Raw genomic sequence first — 1,292 nt, 5'->3', positions numbered from 1 at the left:
GTCCGCGTTAATGCGTATTCTAAGAGTAAGTCAAGTTATTTTGCGGCTTTATGCTGATGGATTTTTACGTATGGAGTCCCTCGATTAATGACAGCAAAGACCCGATAAAGCAGCTTGCAGATCACCGCGTTTCTCACGCTTTGGGGATGTTTCCCTTCCCCGCATTTTCGATTGTAATAAGCTCTTAGCTCCGGATCATATTGGATAGCCGAATGTACCCCATTAAGAAGTAAGGATTTTAGCCGTTGACATCGCCATTGGCTGACTCGGTCGGGTCCCCTATGCTCTCCTGATTGCTTCGGGAAAGGCGCACTGCCAGCAAAACAGGCCAGTTGCCGGGCGTTGGAAAACCGGGTAAATCCCTCCGTATACACCAGCAGCCAACCGGCGATCACAGGCCCGATACCCGGAATACTTACTAGCAGATCATATTGGCCTTCGGTGGTATTGTACCGGCGGAGGAGTTTATTAATCTTGCGATCAACCTGTTTTAGTTGCGTAGTCAATTGGTCGTGTTGAGTTTGCATTTGCTCGTTTATTTCTCCAAGATCTGCTACTTCGCTGGTAAGGATATTTGCTTGAATACCATTGGTTAGGGCCGTTCGCATCTTTACCAGCCTTTCCCGCCACAGCAGCCAACCACGAAGCTCCAGTAGCATTTTCGAGGGTAGGTGACTGGGAGTCAACCGGTCCTGGAATCGCCACAGGTATTCCGCCAGGCGCCGGGCATCAATAGGATCGGATTTCCCCCGGCGGATGCCCAGAGAGAGCTGAACCTGGATGGCCGAAACCATCACGTAACAAATACCGGATTCTTCTAATAGGGCAGCCAGCAGAAGCCCGTAGGGACCGGTGTGCTCAAAACAAACGATGAGCTCATCCAGGTAGAACTTTCCTCGCTTCCATTGGCCGATCATCTTGTGGATCCCTTTTGGACTGTTTACAGTCTGGCCCGTTGCAAGTTCAGTGTTTTGGGCGTCGGTCAGGTGCCAATCCAACCGCTGTTTTGAGATGTCAATACCTATATAATAGCTGGCTTCCATGAGATTTTCCCCTATATTAACTAGTGAAGGTTTACCGCTCACTGGATAGGACCAGCCACTATTACCTTTATAAGTTCTTGAGACTTACATTCTAATTAGTGCCTTCTGGTCTGGAAACCTGCCGGGGACTCATACGCATGATAGCTCGAAAGCTAGCGGGTTATCTAGGTCACCCCGGCGGTTCCAGTAGCGGATTATACCACTAACATAATTAGTTTTTATCTTAGGAGTAATCTAAAGGCGGGTTAT

Annotated in this window: 1 protein-coding gene; it reads right to left on the bottom strand. The window is 48.8% G+C overall.

What is annotated here, in order from left to right; all coding sequences use genetic code 11:
* Positions 1–35 precede the first annotated feature (35 nt).
* Entirely contained in the window at positions 36–1,043 is a 1,008-nt protein-coding gene (locus G3569_RS18190; RefSeq protein ID WP_165271509.1) for an IS110 family RNA-guided transposase, read from the bottom strand.
* Between the last annotated feature and the right edge of the window lie 249 nt (positions 1,044–1,292).

This window comes from Fodinibius halophilus, from assembly GCF_011059105.1.
Classification (GTDB): Bacteria; Bacteroidota; Rhodothermia; order Balneolales; family Balneolaceae; genus Fodinibius; species Fodinibius halophilus.
Note: the sequence above shows the minus strand (reverse complement) of the source record. Positions and strands in the feature narration are given on the sequence as shown.

Excerpts from the sequence above, each read along its gene's own strand:
- G3569_RS18190 (WP_165271509.1), bottom strand. The coding sequence starts at position 1,043 with ATGGAAGCCAGCTATTATATAGGTATTGACATCTCAAAACAGCGGTTG.